The sequence below is a fragment of the Bacillus sp. CPT56D-587-MTF genome, from assembly GCF_058792335.1.
The window spans coordinates 67164-83506 of record NZ_JBYTEF010000004.1 but is presented as its reverse complement, the minus strand read 5'-3'; the positions used below and the strand labels follow the sequence as shown (position 1 = coordinate 83506).

Genomic DNA, 16343 nt, shown 5'->3' with positions numbered 1-16343 from the left:
ATCTGAAATTTAGGGAATCCTTTAGGAATCCCCATTTTCCTAGTCTAGAACGTTCCCTATTTATTCTCCCTAAATGCAAGGTTATAATCAAGAGAAAATCTACAGGAAAGAGGAATTTAAATGGGGAATGTTTATGGATATGCTCGCGTGTCAGCTGCACATCAAGATTTAGAAATACAAATCGAAGAATTACAACGATATGGTGTCGATAAGCTATTTTGTGAAAAGATATCAGGTAAGAATGTGAATGACCGTACAGAATTTAAGCAGTTACTAGAAGTAGTGCAACCCGGTGATACTGTGGTTGGTTACAAATTAGATCGAATGGGACGATCCATATCTGATGTGTTGAAGACCTACGAATCATTTACTAAGAGGGGGATTCATCTCGTTTGCATATCTGACGGGATTGACACACGCCGGAACAACGATATTATGACCAAAGCAATGATTACGCTGTTGGGGCTGTTCGCGGAAATGGAACGTAATTTCATTCGTGAGCGGACGATGGCCGGTAAACTCAGAGCGAGGGAACATGGAGTAAAGTTTGGACGTAAAGGAAAAAACAAGGATTTAGTAGATCATGCCATTGATCTTTGGAAAACGAGAAAGTACACGATTAAGCAAATCGAGAAAAAGACGACTGTAACAAAATCAACATTATATCGTGAGATTGAAAAACGTGGGCTAATGAAAGAATCTTAACTTCGCTGTATCTATTCTTACGAATATAATCACTAAAATGTCTCTGAATCGAGTAGGGCAGACTGATTCAGAGACATTTCCTTTTATGGAATAAATCCTTAATGTACCTTTTGGAGGGGATGGGCAAGAAACCCCATCTTGTTGTTCATTTCAGTTCCTCCCTCTTTATAAACAAAATTCAAAAGTGCCTAAAAATATACAGGAATGAGTGATTTCTTTTGATAGTACTATCATGATAGATTCTTTGGTTATGAACTTGATATTCACTTTGATAACTACCTTGGTAAAGAATATTCGATTCTGATTGTCTGATATGCACTTTCAAAATTTGTCTATTTAAATAAACTTTGCTACTGTCCACAAATCCATAAAATTTAATGATAAAATATAAAAGGAAAGTTTAATCAATTCAGAAAACTAGAGAGGGGAAAACAGCTATGTCACTTTTACAGCAACATTTTGAAGAAAGACGTGAATTTATTTTTACCCGTTTAAAATAACCACACTATGTGGATCAGAGCATTGAAAAAATTCGACAGGCTCAAAAAGAAATCAAAAATACAATCCGCGCAATTAAGGATATGTTTCTTCTGGATAGAACAACAGATCCTTGTTTACCGGATATAGCTCAAGTTTCTCTTCAACACATTATCAACTCCGATTCACTTGAGAATATAAAAACCCTCGTTCTTTCATCTGTTAGAAAATTAGATGATGAAACGCGAGCAAACATATTAGATGAGACACTCAGTGTTGTAAATAAAGTTACGAATTTAGAACGTACTGTCTTTGTTATGATGTTTAACTCAAAAGAACAACTCCTTATGGATTTTTACAAAAAAAAGCGTAGATCACAAACAGAGCTTCATTTTGATGTTGCGGATAAAGAGGGATTTGACCTGGAGTTTTATCAAACACGTATTGAGGAATTGCGGAATGATATTCGTGTGGTAGCATTTAAAAAATTCTGTTCTAATGAACCAACGCCAGATGATTTAGAATCCTTTAAAGAACGTTATGAAACGGCCATATTGCCAAAAGTACAAGAGATTGTTTCTCTCATTGAACCAAGTCTCATAGGGTTAGATGTATTTTTGAACTCAGTGATTGGATACGGTACGAATCAAATTACATTAGATGACATGATAGAAAAATTAAGTAAAAATCTTACGTTACTTCATAAATTATCAAAAACCGAGTATTGTCCAACCGTTGAAATGACTGCAAAAGAATATGCTTTTTTAGAAGCCATGAATGATTCTAAAAAAGTAAAGGAGTTGCAACGATCCAAATGATTACTATTCAAGATGAAGTATATCAGCAAGTAATAGAAGCTAAAAAAGAAGTTACAATTATCTTATTGAAGGGTTTTAGAGTAACTGGACAAATTATTGCGGTGAATAGGTTTACAATTTTAATTAATGTTGATGGTAAACAACAATTGATATATAAACAGGCTATATCGACCGTAGCTGTATAAAAAATACATAGTTATTGCAGGGATTAGATTATATATTATGAAAAAAAGAACCCTTCATAAGGATTCTCATTGAGAAATTAACAATGAAATTGAATTTTCTGTCTTATTAATTTAAAATAGAGTATGAGCTGTATGAGTTTTCTGTCATCGAAACCCTTGTACGAAAGAGAGATAGGATTATTCCTATCTCTCTTTCGTATTATTATTGAAATCTCATTCCAGAGTGTTATAACATAAAAAAGGGAATTGAGTGGTGAAAGACTCCATTCCCCTGAATTGCTCATTTGTCAACAAAATACCTGGTAAAGGAATCCTGCGTTTATTGTAGGATTCTTTTACTTTGTCTTCAGCAGAAAATGCAATACGGTATAGGCCATCTTTCTTGCTGAACATCCTCTTTTAAGTGCTAATTGTAGGAATAACTTTTGTTGGAATTTCGATAGTTCGATTTCTACAAAATGTTGAAATGCATGATATTCACGAACTGGAGTATCTTCCATTTAATAAAAGATACATGATAGCTAAGTTCTATATGTACTATTTTGGCAATGTCGATCCAGATTGTGTAATCTGAGGCTGTACATGAATACGAATTTGACAGGTAGAGAAATATTGTTTGCCATTCTCCCAATCATTCTCTATTTCTTTCCATTTTTTGAAGTCTTGTCGTTGGTACTTGTCTTCAATTCCGATGACATCTAATTTATATTGTGTTTGTAGACGTTTGGTTGTCGTTTGTAGTTGTTTTTTCATTTCGTTTGCTAATACCTGCTGGAGCTGTTTCATGGAATATTGGTGAGCTAGAGAGGAATGCATCTCCGCAATTTTTCCATCTAATTTCACATATATATCGACCTTAGGGTGCGTGGGGTTTGTCACATCGAGTTCCATGCGTTGGTGTACACGATGAAACTCATAGGTAATACGTTGTTTGTTCATCGGAACAGTAACAATCCCTCTTACTTTTGAGCTAGTCATATACTGTAAGGCGGCAGTATCTTGTGCGTTTAACATTGCAACCAAGCGATTATCGGTACCTTTAAATAAGGCAGAGCCACTTAATTCTACGCCTTGTTTTGTACGAAATACAACGGGAAGGACAAAACTTTTCTTTGCGATGATTTTACTGTGAATATCGCCAATTCGCTTTTTCTCTATCATTTGTGCATTTTTTTGTGTATGTTCCGATAGCATCCAAATATATTTTGCAGGTAAATATTCAGGACCTGCGTTTTGAGCTAAAATATGTGCTGCACGACCCTTAGCCACAAATAGCCGAATATTTCTTCTCATCGCTTCATCACGTGTATATACATCCAAAATATTTTGTAACATATAGGGTGTTCGTAATACTTCTTCAGAAAAAATAATGACTTGTATGTGTGGGAAAAATAAAGGACGACTAATTTTCTTTGCAATCATGCGGAAATGTGCAAAAATACTTTCTCCTGTAGAACTTAGATTAATATAATTTTTTTGTGTAGCTGTGCCACGTTCGGAAGCACTGAATGTATTGGGTAATACCATTTGATAGGTGCCTTTAATGGCCGCATGTGAGGATTGATCATAGGCAGCACCAACAACAAATCCTAATTCTTCGATTTCTCTTCGTTCCGCACACGCACATAATAGACAAAGAAGGGAACCTGCAAAAATGAGTTTCAGAATCGCTTTCATATACACTCCTTCTGTTAAGAATTGGTATGTATACTAGCGTGTGTTGTTTGAAATATAAATATGTAAGAAAATAAAAATATGACGCACATAGAATTGGTTCAGACAATAAAAATGGAGTGATTGTATTTGTCACCTATCCTATGGGGCCAATGTAAAGGGATTCAAGTAAAAAATTATTGGTATATTATTGTACACCCACACTCATATGATGTTTAGCATTGTACTACATATAAGAATGAGATACAGAAACAATCCCATGAGAAGTATATATTTCATATAAGTTGTATCATAAAAATCGCTCAACAAAATGACACCTACAATTGTAATCAACATAATAGACAATAATACGACTGGATGCAAATAGAGCGGGTTTTTGGTTACATAGATGACGTAACAAGAAAAAGAGATCATGAATAGTAAGAAAGCAACGAAATTAGATTTATACATACAGAATTCCTTTCTCAAAAAATGTATACAAATATTGACGAATTGTAGCGAATCCGTATGGATTTCGTACGAAGGATGCCGAATCAAACGTTTGTTTAAAATATAAAGGTCGGGATAGAAGTCCTCTATAGTTGATACATCAACAATTTACCATCAAAGAAATCCCCTTGATAGTCAGTTTGTATTCGCCATATATTGCAATTGAACCATAGGATAGTAACAAATATGAAAAAAGATTGAGCGCATTCGCTCAATCTTCCAAATGACAGCTTACCACAGCTTATAGGGTTCTGGTGCAAAAAAGCGAAATGATTTGAAAATGCTCTTTCAAACTTGGCAATACTGGTGCTATTACTAAAAAAAGGTGTGTGATCAGTATGGAAAAAGAAAATATATTCAAATGGAAACAGTATCAGCCTGATATCATTGTATTAACCGTACGTTGGTACCTGCGGTACAACTTAAGTCTTCGTGATTTAGTGGAAATGATGGAGGAAAGAGGATTATTCTTAGTACATACAACAATTATGCGATGGGTGCATCAATATGGACCAGAATTAAATGAGCGTATTCGAAAACATTTGAAACCAACCAATGATTCTTGGCGTGTGGATGAAACATACATCAAAATCAAAGGAGAGAAAATGTACTTATATCGCGCGATTGATTCTGAAGGAAACACGATTGATTTTTATTTAAGTCGTAAAAGAGATGCGAAGGCTGCCAAACGTTTTCTAAAGAAAGCCTTGGCTTCTGTTCATGCCACAAAACCTCGTTCGATAACTGCTGATGGCGATAAAGCCTATCCTGTTGCAGTACGTGAACTAAAGGAAGAAAAGTGTATACCACACGGTATACCACTTCGTGTAAAAAAATACTTAAACAATATCATTGAGCAAGATCATCGGTTTATCAAAAAACGGATTCGGAATATGCTAGGATTGAAATCATTCCCTACAGCTATAAAAATGATTACTGGAATAGAAGCTATGCATATGATCAAAAAAGGACAAACTCTCCAAGGGGAGAAGTCTGTCCAAAAGCAGATATATCTTATCAATGAACTCTTTGGTTTAACAGCATAAAGTTCCATTCCGTTAGGAATCTTCTATTCTTTTTTCACATTCCACTATTGTTGCACCAGAACCTTTCCAACCATCATGCATCGCAATTCCAGAAAAAGATGGCAAGATTTCTCCAGCATCCATTGCTTCTTTTCCACGTTTTTGATGAATATGTTGCAATGTCACCTCCGGTGTACTGGCAGTATGTAACCATTGTGTTTTGTTTTCTACACGCATACCAGTTTCATCAAAATGGACAACAGGAGACTGCAGAATCTTTTCCTTTACTTCTTTTATGAATGGCTGCAATTGAGAAGCGAAAGCCTGTGTATGATTTACCAGGGTTCCTTCGCTTATAGAATGTCCAAAACAATCCTGAAAGAATTCTTTTGTTCGCTTCAAAGAAATGCATTGATAATGCGTTAAATAGGGAATCAGTCTTTTTATATTTGGACCATATTGAACAGGACGAGATACTGTCGAAGGAAATTGGGCTTCTTGGATAGAATGGCAATGTGGGCATTCTTTCTGTTCTACTTTATGTTCTGTCACTTCGATCTGAATAGGTGGTAAGTCATACACTTGGCGAATGCGATACCCTTTTACAGGCTCGTGGTTCAAGGAAGTATGACAACAAGTACAATATGTAGGAGAATGTGTAATCGTATGATCTGGAGTCGCTGTCAAACCAAGAGTATGTCCCTTGTGGCCCAACTGGCCACCCGTTTGACGATGAGACGGTTTGCGCAAACTTTTTGTAACGGGCTTACCCAAACCATCTGTAGAAGGTGGCTTATGACTATTTTTGGAGTTTTTTTTTGAAGCATTTTCTAGTTCTTGTATACGTTTTTCTAACTTAGAAAATGTTTCTTCAAATAAAGAAATAACAGCTTCAGGTCCTTTTTTATATGTATCTAAAATAATTTTTCGATCGACCATAAGATTCACCTCCCCTGTTTGATATACTCAGTATTTACAAATGGGAGGCATATGAAACTAGTAAAATTTAAAAAAGACACCGAAAGGTGGCTGAGTAGTTACAAGATAGTTATCATAAAGTTCGTTCTTGCAAGTTGATTAATTATTTTTCAAATGATAAAAAGTGTTGGTTTATGGATTTGAAGAATTAAAATCTTAAATAATAATAGAGGAATTAATTAAAATTGTACCGAAATGAATTGTTATTGATAAAAAAGAGCGCCTGTGAAATACAAGACGCTTTTTTTAAATAGATAAAGGAGAGTATTATAGAAAAGATCATCATGAAGCATTCCTACTTACTTAATCCAGTCCAATAAAAATCAACAAGTTGTTTTGCAAAATCTTCTATATTAGGGATTAGGGGCTTTTGATTAACATCTCTGTATCCTCTAACGTACAGCAAAGCAACAAAGGCATGGGCACTTAAAAGCGAGTGATTTTTAGGGATTTCTCCTTCTTTTATTGATTTATCTATGGTTTGTGCCAATACTTCATACATTTTATCTTCTGCATCTTGCATTTGTTTTAAGTACGTATCAGACAGGGAAATCTTTGCATCCCTCATAAAGCTTTTTATATCAATGTCCATTGTAGTGGTTAAATGGATTTTTGCAACATCAAGTAAGCGTTCTTTAAGAGGCTTATTTGTTGAAAGAATCCTATACATATTTTCTCTAATTCGAAACATCATTTGAACCATTGTATCCGTAAAAAGATCAGCCTTAGTAGCATAATAATAGTAAACAGTTGCTTTTGTCACGTCACATTCTTTAGCAACATCATCCATAGAAACAAGTTGATATCCTTTGCTTAAAAATAATTTTGTGGCAGTATTTACAATTTTATTTTTTGTAGGGAGTGTATTCTTATTTTGACGTGGTCTTCCCAGAGGACGCAGTTTTTGTTCCAATTGTGTTCGCTCCTGACTTTTCGAAGTTACAACTATTATAGCATATTAACCTAATAGTTCTTGATTAATTAACTAACTAGTATATATAATTAATGAAAAAAGTTTAGTTAGAAAGGTGGATTACAATGAAAAAGCATTCTCTATATACTTGGGGGAAATTGGTTGGGGGACCAAAAGCAAGGTGGATTACTATTTTGGTATGGGTCTTATTAACCCTTGTTTTATCATTTACATGGCCAGCAGTTAATACCGTTGAGGATGAGACAGCTCCAAACCTTCCTAAAAATGCTATATCACAACAAGCTAGTCGTTTAATTAAAAAAGAGTTTCCTAATGATGCTGGAAACCCTGCTCTTATCGTTTGGCATAGAGACAAGGGTTTGAAAGAAAATGACTTTAAGGCAATTCAAGATACTTACAAACAACTTAAAAATACACCATTAAAAGATCAATCAATGTTACCACCATTTGATACCATACCACAGCAAGCATTAGCAAAGAGTGTTTCAGAAGATGGTACATCTCTTGTAACTCCTGTATTTTTCAACACAACAGCAGGAACAGCTATTCTTCAAGAGAATATGAATGAATTGCAGCGTGTTATAAAGAATACTTTGGCAGATGATCCTTTTAAAAGAGACATTTCTGATTCTGGTCTGCATGTTCGTCTTTCAGGGCCAGTTGGTATTCAGACTGATGCAGTAAGCTTATTCAGTCAGGCTGATGTGAAATTACTAGTTGCAACAGTGTTACTTGTTCTAGTTTTACTTATTCTTCTGTATCGCTCACCACTTTTAGCAATCTTACCTTTAATTGTAGTTGGATTTGCTTATGGGGTAATTAGTCCAACTTTAGGCTTTTTAGCAGATAAAGGATGGATTACCGCTGATGCACAAGGAATTTCAATTATGACTGTACTTTTATTTGGAGCCGGTACTGATTATTGTTTATTTCTTATTTCGAGATATAGAGCGTTTTTATTAGTAGAACGAAATAAATTTAAAGCGCTGCAACTTGCTATTAAAGAATCGGGTGGCGCAATTATCATGAGCGCTCTTACAGTGGTAGTTGGATTGGGTACCCTTTTACTTGCTCATATTGGTTCTTTCCATAGATTTGCAGTGCCATTTAGTGTGGCTGTGTTTCTTATGGGGGTTGCCTCATTGACGCTTTTACCAGCATTATTAGCTATTTTGGGAAGAGTAGCATTTTTTCCGTTCATACCAAGAACGAATGAGATGAATGGAGAACGTGCTAGGAAGAAAAAGAAAGTGATTAAGGTAAAGGAATCGAAAGGACTTCTGAGCAGAAAACTTGGAGACCTTGTGATACGTAAACCGTGGACTATTATTCTGCTGACACTATTTCTATTGGGTGGCTTGGCATCTTTTGTTCCACGAATTCATTTTACGTACGATTTATTAGAATCATTTCCTAAAGACATGCCATCACGTGAGGGATTTGATTTAATATCAGATCATTTTTCACCTGGAGAATTAGCACCAGTACAAATTGTTGTTGATACAAAAGAGCAGGACATACCTGTCACAACAGAATTAAAAAAACTTTCTTTTGTAGATCAAGTAACGGAACCTATAAAAGGGAAATACAATAGTCAATTACAAATGTATGAGGTTTCCTTACAAGAAAATCCATATTCAATTGAAGGCATGAATAAAATCCCTGAGTTAAGGAAAAGTTTGAAACAAATGCTGAAAAAATCTGAAATAAATAATGCTGAGAATCATATATGGATTGGGGGAGAGACAGCTTCATTATATGATACAAAACAAACTACCGAGCGTGATCAAGATGTAATTATCCCTGTTATGATTGGTATTATCGCATTATTATTACTTGTGTACCTGCGTTCTATTGTTGCAATGATTTATTTAATTTTAACAGTTGTATTATCTTTCTTCTCTGCATTAGGAGCAGGCTGGCTATTACTTCACTATGGTATGGATGCTCCCGCAATACAAGGAGCAATCCCTCTATATTCATTTGTATTCTTGGTAGCGTTAGGAGAGGACTATAATATATTTATGGTTTCTGAAATATGGAAGAATAAAAGAAGCCAGCCACACCTTGAAGCAGTCAAAAACGGAGTTGTTCAAACAGGTAGCGTTATTACGTCTGCTGGTTTAATTTTAGCTGGAACATTTGCGGTGTTAGCTACTTTACCGATTCAAGTACTTGTTCAATTTGGTCTTGTTACGGCAATAGGGGTACTATTAGATACATTCATTGTAAGGCCGCTTCTTGTCCCTGCTATTACAGTGGTTCTAGGACGATTTGCATTTTGGCCAGGAAAGCTTTGGAAGAAGAAAGAAACAAAAAAATTAGATGGTTGATCATATAATAAAATTAATAACCAAGGGAATTTTTATTTCCCTTGGTTAAAATGTTTTTAAAATGATAAAGAAATAAATAGTGTTTGGCAGATAAAAGTGCCAGTTGAATGAAAGATTAATTGAGCTACTTATTTAATAGGGTTCTGGTGCAACAATAGTGGAATGTGAAAAAAGAATAGAAGATTCCTAACGGAATGGAACTTTATGCTGTTAAACCAAAGAGTTCATTGATAAGATATATCTGCTTTTGGACAGACTTCTCCCCTTGGAGAGTTTGTCCTTTTTTGATCATATGCATAGCTTCTATTCCAGTAATCATTTTTATAGCTGTAGGGAATGATTTCAATCCTAGCATATTCCGAATCCGTTTTTTGATAAACCGATGATCTTGCTCAATGATATTGTTTAAGTATTTTTTTACACGAAGTGGTATACCGTGTGGTATACACTTTTCTTCCTTTAGTTCACGTACTGCAACAGGATAGGCTTTATCGCCATCAGCAGTTATCGAACGAGGTTTTGTGGCATGAACAGAAGCCAAGGCTTTCTTTAGAAAACGTTTGGCAGCCTTCGCATCTCTTTTACGACTTAAATAAAAATCAATCGTGTTTCCTTCAGAATCAATCGCGCGATATAAGTACATTTTCTCTCCTTTGATTTTGATGTATGTTTCATCCACACGCCAAGAATCATTGGTTGGTTTCAAATGTTTTCGAATACGCTCATTTAATTCTGGTCCATATTGATGCACCCATCGCATAATTGTTGTATGTACTAAGAATAATCCTCTTTCCTCCATCATTTCCACTAAATCACGAAGACTTAAGTTGTACCGCAGGTACCAACGTACGGTTAATACAATGATATCAGGCTGATACTGTTTCCATTTGAATATATTTTCTTTTTCCATACTGATCACACACCTTTTTTTAGTAATAGCACCAGTATTGCCAAGTTTGAAAGAGCATTTTCAAATCATTTCGCTTTTTTGCACCAGAACCGCAACGATACGTTGACGTGCCGAAAAGAGTTGGGCAAGGATGGAGAGGGCTGCGAAACAAGGTGAAGTGGCCCTCTCCAAAGGTGGAGATTTTCTGAAGAGAAACGGAAGAAAATACGACCTGTTCCTTGCGGAACTGTTAGCCTTTTGGGGTATAGTTGCATAGTCTGTCATTGAAAAAAATGAGAATATGGTATAATAAAAGAATAAATAACGGTGAGAAAAGTGAGGGAGAACGATGAAAAATCATGATATCGTGAATGGTCAAATTCTCCAAACGAACAAGAAATGGTCACGTTTGAAGCAGAATCAGAAGAATTTGATCGCAGAATGGCTACAAGAAGAATATCGAGGTTTTATCGCCGTGTATTTGCGAAAACCTAAACGCTTTGAAGAAGAGTATATGATAGATAGTGTGATGGAACGAATGCAGGCACGTGATATTTGGATACCGTATGTAGAAGTAAAGACGTATTTCACACGTAAAAAGGGAAAGTGGTATCGGAAATTAGAAAGTGAGTTAGAAAACAGAAGAATCGAAGAAGAGGAACAGATTCGATTAAAAAATGAAAGAATCGGAACGCCGATTTGTTAAGGTAAATAGGGATGTATGAGAAAAGACGTACTGAAATACAGTACGTCTTTCTGTGTCCGTAAGCCTTTCGGGAGAAAGCGCAATTCCAATGTCGATTGTGTCAGATAATCGGTATACAATTGTTATAGATGTAGGATGGAATTGCTGTTTTTACTATATGTGAAATCTGTTTTTTTTATACGTTTTCTAGGTGATGTATTCCATTTTATTTTTGAGAGAAATCATAAAATAAGGACAAAACGATGTATATTTGACATGTCTTGCCCTCATTTTGAATGGAGTTAAGGAAAAATAAGCAATGACAATCCAACGAAACAGATGTAGTTTTGGTGCAAATAACAGTAGTAGGATGGGATTGTCATGTTAGGATGTACAAAAAGAAAAATTTTATGCGAAAATGGTTATAAAAACCATTCTATGAAAAAGTATGGTAAAATAGAGGAGACATGTGTATAAAGAATTCGAATTTCTCCTTCATCAAGAGGAAAGGTAGCGCATGGCAAGAACGACTAATGGATCTAATTCTTGATTATAGGCGACCACTAACGGATGTGTGAATCCATATAGTTTTGTTAATTTCCGAAGTGTTTCTTGTTTCTTCTTAATTTTTTGGTAAATAGGAAATATAGGATGTAGACATGAATAGCTTCCCGTGTTGTAAACAATATGTTATAAAGTATACATACATTTCACCCGAATAAAAACGGTAACAAGAGAGAAAATATTCTATTTGAAAAGGAGAAAAACAGAAGGATGAAATCAACAGGGATCGTACGAAGAATAGACCAGTTAGGACGGATTGTGATACCAAGGGAAACAAGGCGTACGCTTGATATCCACGAAAAAGATGCCATAGAAATATTTGTAGAAGAGGAAAGTGTCATTTTACAGAAATATAAATCGGACGGTACGTGTCTTGTAACAGGAGAAATTTCTTCCCAGAACATCAAACTAGCGGACGGACAGCTGACGTTGAGTCCAGAAGGAGCGAAACAGCTTCTGGAGGAATTAGAACAGTATCTGGAAAGAGTTTGAGAATACGAGGGGGGAATGCAGGATGGAGAAAAAATCACAACCTATTTTAAAAGAAAGAGCTAGAAATACCGTATCGATGCAGGAACGGTTATTACAAGAAGTCATACAAAAGAAGAAGGTCACTTCTTTGATTTTAATCAATGGATTTCATATGAAAGGAATTGTAAAAGAATATGATGCATTTTCTATTTTGGTAGAATTCGATGATAAAAATCATCTGATTTATAAACATGCGATTTCAACGATTCGATTATAAAAAAAGCATGAATCCCAATGATTTCATGCTTCTGTAGTCTGATAGATAGACAGACAGATACATATTTAGTTGTTTACTGCTTCTTTTAATTGTTTACCGGCTTTAAAGGCAGGTGCTTTTTTCGCAGGAATGATAAGAGATTCTCCCGTACTTGGATTCCGTCCTTCTCGTGCAGCACGTTCTCGGACCTCGAATGTCCCAAATCCAATTAGTTGGACATTGTCACCATTTTGCAACACGTGTTGAATGGATTCTAATAGGGTATCTACAGTTAAACTGGCATGTGATTTTTTTAGTCCTGTTTTGACTGCTACTTGCGTAATTAATTCTGTTTTATTCATATAGCACCTCTTATTGTAAATTGTATTTATTTTAGTATAAGGGGAGAAAGAGAACGGTGCAAGATAGTTTGTACGTGTAACATGTTAGATTCTTTGCGAATGAAAACACGTGTATATAAGAAAATACCCTGAACAAAGAATGAGGCGAAAGAAGATGACAAATGTTTTTTATATGGAGCTCAACGATCTTGATTATGAACTCGAACGAGGTGCGGAAATACTGAGAGTATTGGCACATCCTGTCCGTCTACAAATTGTACATCAATTAGTCAGGAAACAGACTTTAAATGTGACCGAATTACAACAGATTTTAACATTGCCGCAATCTACGGTTTCACAACATCTCCATAAAATGAGAAATCATAAAGTGTTATCACATGAACGCAAAGGAACAGAAGTATTTTATCGAGTGGACGATAAACAAGTGAAACAAGCGCTTTACGTACTGATGGGCTAAACAGCTAGTTTCGTGTATCTGCCTAGTTATGTACGGATATAAAAATAAAACGAGAAGAGGGGGCTTCTATGGGTGGGAATTTATATTACACGTATATCACAATAAAAGAAATCATTTTTATCCATGCCTATGTGACAGGGAAAGAAATTCCCTCTTCACAAGCATTACAAATTCTAGGACAATTTGATCCGGAAGAAATCCCAGGTACAATTAGAGAAACGCGTCGGTATCGTATACGAAATAATGGAGAAGAATTGTTCCAATACTATAGACAGAAACATCCGAAATTATTTGAGAAACAAAGATTATGCACGTACGAAGAGTTGAAGCAACGAGCGGTGTATTACTGTTCGGCCCATTTGACGATTCACATGTAATTCAGGATGTACAGGATAATGTTCTGTTCACTTGAATATCACCTAATAAATGACAATTGAATCCAATTTATTAGCCGAGGGTGATAAAAAACGAATGCTCAGATTCCTCTATAACGAAAGAGAAGAAAGCGCCGAACACAATTTAGGTCTTGAAAGATAAAAAGCATCCATCCGAATAGATAAGGGGATGAAAAGATGGATAGTAAATATTTCAGGTAGAAAGGGATATAAATCAGTGAGAATAAGTGCATATACAAGAGGTTTATAAAATTTCACGTATCATAATAAAAAGAATAAAATAAAACACCCAAAACAAAGGTTGCTTCTTCTCTCCTTCCTCCGCTACAATAGATATATACTTTCTTTGCCCATTCCCCCGAAAAAGGGGAATAACAAAAAAGACAGAATACGAAATAAGAAAGGTGACTCACTCTATGAATCAACCTTTAGTGAATTTACGAGTTGATTATGCTTTTAAGCAATTATTTGGTGTACAGGGACAAGAGGAATTACTGATTTCTTTTTTAAATGCAATCTTGCATGAATCCTTATCTATACCGATAGTATCGCTAAAAATTGAAGACCCACACCTCCATAAAGAATACGAAGAAGATAAATTATCCATACTAGATATATTAGCGACACTTCAAGATGAAACAAAAGTTAATATTGAAATTCAGTTGCGAAATACACAAGAAATTGTGAAACGCTCCCTGTATTATTGGAGTAAGTTATATACATCCCAATTAGAGCAGGGTATGCCTTACCGCTCTTTGCGAAAAACGATTGCCATCAATCTATTAGATTTTAAGCTCTTTCCTCATTATGATGATATGCATACAGTCGGACAATTTTGGAGCAGGCAACAGAAGGAAGTGTTACTTGAAGACCTAGAAATACATTTCATCGAGATTCCAAAGCTAGTAAGACAATGGAGAGAAGAAAAAATTAATCCGTGGGAAAATGAATTCGCTCGTTGGTTACTTTTACTACCAGCGCACGAAGATGAACATTTAACCCACACGTTGGAGGATATCGCCATGAAACAAGATCCAATGTTACAGAAGGCAATCCACAAATGGGAAAATATGAGTCAGAGTAGCTCTTTCCGTCTCGCATATGAAGCACGTGAAAAAGTGTTATTTGATGAACAAGCGAAATTAGCACATGCTCGTGAGGTTGGTATAGAAGAAGGTATGGAAAAAGGGAAAAAAGTTGGGAAAGAAGAAGGGATTCAAGAAGGAAAAATCCAACTTATCCGAGGCATGCATAAAAATGGCATGGATATAGAAGATATTTCGAAGTTTACCAATATGGATATGTCGGAAGTACGCCATATTTTGGAACAATAACAGAGAGACATCCCATCGCATGAGATGTCTCTCTGTTATTGTCAGATTATTCTGAAATGTCTAGAGATATTTCTCCCTTACTAAACAATCGATTGTACTGTTCCTGTATACTTTGGAGTTGTAAACTTAGTCCTTTTGCCAGTGGTGTCATTTTGAGGTCTTGTTGTAAGATGAGCAATAACTGGGACACTTTTATAAGCATCTCGTGAATCTCATATGCTTCTTCTATTAATCCGTCGACAGAAACCTGCTGAAGGATAGACTCAATTCGGCTCATTTTCCAATCAATTTCTTGTAATAATTGTGTAGAATTTCCAGACCATGATTTGTCCACTATAACCCCTCTCCTGTCTTCTATATCTATGTGTATCCAACTTACTTCTATTTTTTCATGTTACTATGGAAAAATAAAAAAGCATTCTGTTCTATTCATTTTATAATTGAATATTTTCACATCTATAACTAGTCCTCTAAGTTTAGTGGTATATGGTATGAGCATTCCGAATTTCCATTAAAATATCGGCAATTCGTTTGCCATTTTTCAAAATCATGCGGTCTTTTATATATCCATCTATACATTGTCCTAATTCTTGATTTGACATTACTTCTATTTCACCGCTGTCCTGTATTTTACTTGTTAACAAAGTGGGTTGCTCACTTAACGAGCAATACAATTGTAACGTTTCAGCTAAAAATGTCACTAATGGTTTCAACAGGACATCATATTGCGGAAGCATATCAGCAGCGATTTGTTCATTTAAAACAAAATGAATATGATTCTCCTTTACGTCAAATCGATATAAAAAAATCATATACACAAGCACTCCTTTACATTTCATGTGTGGAAAGTATAGGAGGAAATAAGAGACGTCTACGGTTGTATCATTCTCGCATTCCCACAACTGAATAAAAGAATGGTGCATACTCATTATATATCATGGGAAGGCACTGTTCAATTTGTTATTTCATTTTAGCTGGATATTTCCAATATTGCTTATCTTTTTTATCAGCGTTTATCTTTGTTTTTTGTTTCTTTTGCTCTACTTTGTTCTTCACTTGACTTTGTTGTTTGAATGTATCTAACTTTATTTGCATTTGTTCCACCTGTTCTTTTACTTCCTTAAGTTCCAACTTAATTTCTGATAGCAATCTTAAAATGGCATCGCCTTTATTCATAACAACCACCTTATTTCAGAAGATGAATATTTTCTCAATATATAATAGATTGAATTTTCTGTTTTATTAAGTATACTTAAGAAGAATAACTGTCATTATTCCCTTCTCGAAGGACGGACTATGCCAATAGAACCGT

19 protein-coding genes and 1 pseudogene are annotated in these 16343 nt (G+C 35.3%); 11 read left to right on the top strand and 9 right to left on the bottom strand.

Going from position 1 to position 16343, the window contains the following annotated elements; translation table 11 throughout:
- Window positions 1-120 precede the first annotated feature (120 nt).
- The 3 genes from AC3WVZ_RS32540 to hfq (AC3WVZ_RS32530) all read left to right on the top strand — a co-directional run bounded on the left by AC3WVZ_RS32540 (window position 121) and on the right by hfq (AC3WVZ_RS32530) (window position 2185).
- Window positions 121-705, top strand: coding sequence for a recombinase family protein (locus tag AC3WVZ_RS32540; RefSeq protein ID WP_078187650.1), 585 nt, complete (start codon window positions 121-123; stop codon window positions 703-705).
- A 509-nt stretch (window positions 706-1214) separates the two neighbouring features.
- Window positions 1215-2000, top strand: coding sequence for a hypothetical protein (locus tag AC3WVZ_RS32535; protein ID WP_233936976.1), 786 nt, complete (start codon window positions 1215-1217; stop codon window positions 1998-2000).
- Window positions 1997-2185 carry an RNA chaperone Hfq gene (hfq, locus tag AC3WVZ_RS32530; RefSeq protein ID WP_078187652.1) on the top strand — a complete coding sequence of 63 codons (189 nt, stop codon included), beginning with the start codon at window positions 1997-1999 and terminating at the stop codon, window positions 2183-2185. Before AC3WVZ_RS32535 ends, hfq (AC3WVZ_RS32530) begins: the two co-directional genes overlap by 4 nt.
- 537 nt (window positions 2186-2722) lie before the next feature.
- On the opposite strand, the gene AC3WVZ_RS32525 is transcribed toward hfq (AC3WVZ_RS32530), so the two are convergent.
- Window positions 2723-3862, bottom strand: coding sequence for a Ger(x)C family spore germination protein (locus AC3WVZ_RS32525; protein ID WP_078187653.1), 1140 nt, complete (start codon window positions 3860-3862; stop codon window positions 2723-2725).
- 824 nt (window positions 3863-4686) lie between these two features.
- On the opposite strand from AC3WVZ_RS32525, the gene AC3WVZ_RS32520 reads away from it, so the two are divergent.
- Window positions 4687-5394 (top strand): IS6 family transposase, encoded by a 708-nt coding sequence (locus AC3WVZ_RS32520; RefSeq protein WP_100910607.1) that lies wholly within the window; start codon window positions 4687-4689, stop codon window positions 5392-5394.
- Between the two features lie 45 nt (window positions 5395-5439).
- Here the strand turns inward: AC3WVZ_RS32520 and tnpC are convergent.
- Window positions 5440-6312: pseudogene (tnpC, locus tag AC3WVZ_RS32515) on the bottom strand (IS66 family transposase); the annotation flags it as partial.
- A gap of 334 nt (window positions 6313-6646) precedes the next feature.
- Window positions 6647-7264 (bottom strand): TetR/AcrR family transcriptional regulator, encoded by a 618-nt coding sequence (locus AC3WVZ_RS32510; RefSeq protein WP_233936973.1) that lies wholly within the window; start codon window positions 7262-7264, stop codon window positions 6647-6649.
- A 125-nt stretch (window positions 7265-7389) separates the two neighbouring features.
- Here AC3WVZ_RS32510 and AC3WVZ_RS32505 point away from each other — a divergent pair, with 125 nt between their 5' ends.
- Complete coding sequence (locus AC3WVZ_RS32505; protein WP_078188088.1) at window positions 7390-9618, top strand: MMPL family transporter; 2229 nt, start codon at window positions 7390-7392, stop codon at window positions 9616-9618.
- Window positions 9619-9820: 202 nt separating this feature from the next.
- Here the strand turns inward: AC3WVZ_RS32505 and AC3WVZ_RS32500 are convergent, their stop codons facing one another.
- Window positions 9821-10528 carry an IS6 family transposase gene (locus AC3WVZ_RS32500; RefSeq protein WP_100910607.1) on the bottom strand — a complete coding sequence of 236 codons (708 nt, stop codon included), beginning with the start codon at window positions 10526-10528 and terminating at the stop codon, window positions 9821-9823.
- Window positions 10529-10856: 328 nt separating this feature from the next.
- Here AC3WVZ_RS32500 and AC3WVZ_RS32495 point away from each other — a divergent pair, with 328 nt between their 5' ends.
- Window positions 10857-11213 carry a hypothetical protein gene (locus AC3WVZ_RS32495; RefSeq protein WP_000788501.1) on the top strand — a complete coding sequence of 119 codons (357 nt, stop codon included), beginning with the start codon at window positions 10857-10859 and terminating at the stop codon, window positions 11211-11213.
- 477 nt (window positions 11214-11690) lie between these two features.
- Here AC3WVZ_RS32495 and AC3WVZ_RS32490 read toward each other — a convergent pair whose 3' ends face one another.
- Window positions 11691-11819: an aspartyl-phosphate phosphatase Spo0E family protein gene (locus AC3WVZ_RS32490; protein ID WP_233937015.1), complete on the bottom strand. Its 129-nt coding sequence runs from the start codon at window positions 11817-11819 to the stop codon at window positions 11691-11693.
- Between the two features lie 147 nt (window positions 11820-11966).
- On the opposite strand from AC3WVZ_RS32490, the gene AC3WVZ_RS32485 reads away from it, so the two are divergent.
- Both AC3WVZ_RS32485 and hfq (AC3WVZ_RS32480) read left to right on the top strand, forming a co-directional pair.
- On the top strand, window positions 11967-12248 hold the full coding sequence (locus AC3WVZ_RS32485; RefSeq protein ID WP_078188152.1) for an AbrB/MazE/SpoVT family DNA-binding domain-containing protein: 282 nt from the start codon (window positions 11967-11969) through the stop codon (window positions 12246-12248).
- 22 nt (window positions 12249-12270) lie between these two features.
- Window positions 12271-12504 carry an RNA chaperone Hfq gene (gene hfq / locus AC3WVZ_RS32480; RefSeq protein ID WP_078188151.1) on the top strand — a complete coding sequence of 78 codons (234 nt, stop codon included), beginning with the start codon at window positions 12271-12273 and terminating at the stop codon, window positions 12502-12504.
- Window positions 12505-12569: 65 nt separating this feature from the next.
- Here the strand turns inward: hfq (AC3WVZ_RS32480) and AC3WVZ_RS32475 are convergent, their stop codons facing one another.
- Window positions 12570-12845: an HU family DNA-binding protein gene (locus AC3WVZ_RS32475; RefSeq protein ID WP_078188150.1), complete on the bottom strand. Its 276-nt coding sequence runs from the start codon at window positions 12843-12845 to the stop codon at window positions 12570-12572.
- Window positions 12846-12999: 154 nt separating this feature from the next.
- Between AC3WVZ_RS32475 and AC3WVZ_RS32470 the strand changes: the two genes are divergently transcribed.
- The 3 genes from AC3WVZ_RS32470 (at window position 13000) to AC3WVZ_RS32460 (ending at window position 15031) form a co-directional block, all read left to right on the top strand.
- Complete coding sequence (locus tag AC3WVZ_RS32470) at window positions 13000-13302, top strand: ArsR/SmtB family transcription factor (protein WP_078188149.1); 303 nt, start codon at window positions 13000-13002, stop codon at window positions 13300-13302.
- A gap of 68 nt (window positions 13303-13370) precedes the next feature.
- The gene (locus AC3WVZ_RS32465; RefSeq protein WP_098806372.1) at window positions 13371-13679 is read left to right on the top strand and encodes a 50S ribosomal protein L7ae; all 309 of its coding nucleotides are present in this window, start codon (window positions 13371-13373) and stop codon (window positions 13677-13679) included.
- Between the two features lie 434 nt (window positions 13680-14113).
- On the top strand, window positions 14114-15031 hold the full coding sequence (locus AC3WVZ_RS32460) for an Rpn family recombination-promoting nuclease/putative transposase (RefSeq protein ID WP_100910707.1): 918 nt from the start codon (window positions 14114-14116) through the stop codon (window positions 15029-15031).
- 46 nt (window positions 15032-15077) lie between these two features.
- Here the strand turns inward: AC3WVZ_RS32460 and AC3WVZ_RS32455 are convergent, their stop codons facing one another.
- The 3 genes from AC3WVZ_RS32455 to AC3WVZ_RS32445 form a co-directional block, all read right to left on the bottom strand.
- Window positions 15078-15365 (bottom strand): hypothetical protein, encoded by a 288-nt coding sequence (locus tag AC3WVZ_RS32455; RefSeq protein ID WP_078188146.1) that lies wholly within the window; start codon window positions 15363-15365, stop codon window positions 15078-15080.
- Between the two features lie 142 nt (window positions 15366-15507).
- Window positions 15508-15843: a hypothetical protein gene (locus AC3WVZ_RS32450; RefSeq protein ID WP_176116748.1), complete on the bottom strand. Its 336-nt coding sequence runs from the start codon at window positions 15841-15843 to the stop codon at window positions 15508-15510.
- Between the two features lie 148 nt (window positions 15844-15991).
- Window positions 15992-16207: a hypothetical protein gene (locus AC3WVZ_RS32445; RefSeq protein ID WP_078188144.1), complete on the bottom strand. Its 216-nt coding sequence runs from the start codon at window positions 16205-16207 to the stop codon at window positions 15992-15994.
- Window positions 16208-16343 lie beyond the last annotated feature (136 nt).